The following is a 669-nucleotide window of genomic DNA, read 5'->3' as shown; positions in this document are numbered from 1 at the left end:
ATGCAACGCGAAGAACCTTACCTACTCTTGACATCCAGAGAACTTAGCAGAGATGCTTTGGTGCCTTCGGGAACTCTGAGACAGGTGCTGCATGGCTGTCGTCAGCTCGTGTTGTGAAATGTTGGGTTAAGTCCCGCAACGAGCGCAACCCTTATCCTTTGTTGCCAGCGGTTCGGCCGGGAACTCAAAGGAGACTGCCAGTGATAAACTGGAGGAAGGTGGGGATGACGTCAAGTCATCATGGCCCTTACGAGTAGGGCTACACACGTGCTACAATGGCATATACAAAGAGAAGCGACCTCGCGAGAGCAAGCGGACCTCATAAAGTATGTCGTAGTCCGGATTGGAGTCTGCAACTCGACTCCATGAAGTCGGAATCGCTAGTAATCGTAGATCAGAATGCTACGGTGAATACGTTCCCGGGCCTTGTACACACCGCCCGTCACACCATGGGAGTGGGTTGCAAAAGAAGTAGGTAGCTTAACCTTCGGGAGGGCGCTTACCACTTTGTGATTCATGACTGGGGTGAAGTCGTAACAAGGTAACCGTAGGGGAACCTGCGGTTGGATCACCTCCTTACCTAAAGATATTGATTCGAGTGGCGTGCTCACACAGATTGTCTGATAGAAAGTAACGAGCAGAAATACCTTTATAGGCTTGTAGCTCAGG

Annotated in this window: 1 rRNA gene (only partly in view); it reads left to right on the top strand. The window is 50.7% G+C overall.

The features are described 5' to 3' along the window. A 16S ribosomal RNA gene (locus tag ACZ6RC_RS33310) occupies positions 1–579 on the top strand; it begins 977 nt to the left of the window's first position. Positions 580–669 lie beyond the last annotated feature (90 nt).

The organism is Streptomyces sp. NPDC048353 (assembly GCF_055587165.1).
This window is presented reverse-complemented; position numbering and strand designations above follow the sequence as displayed.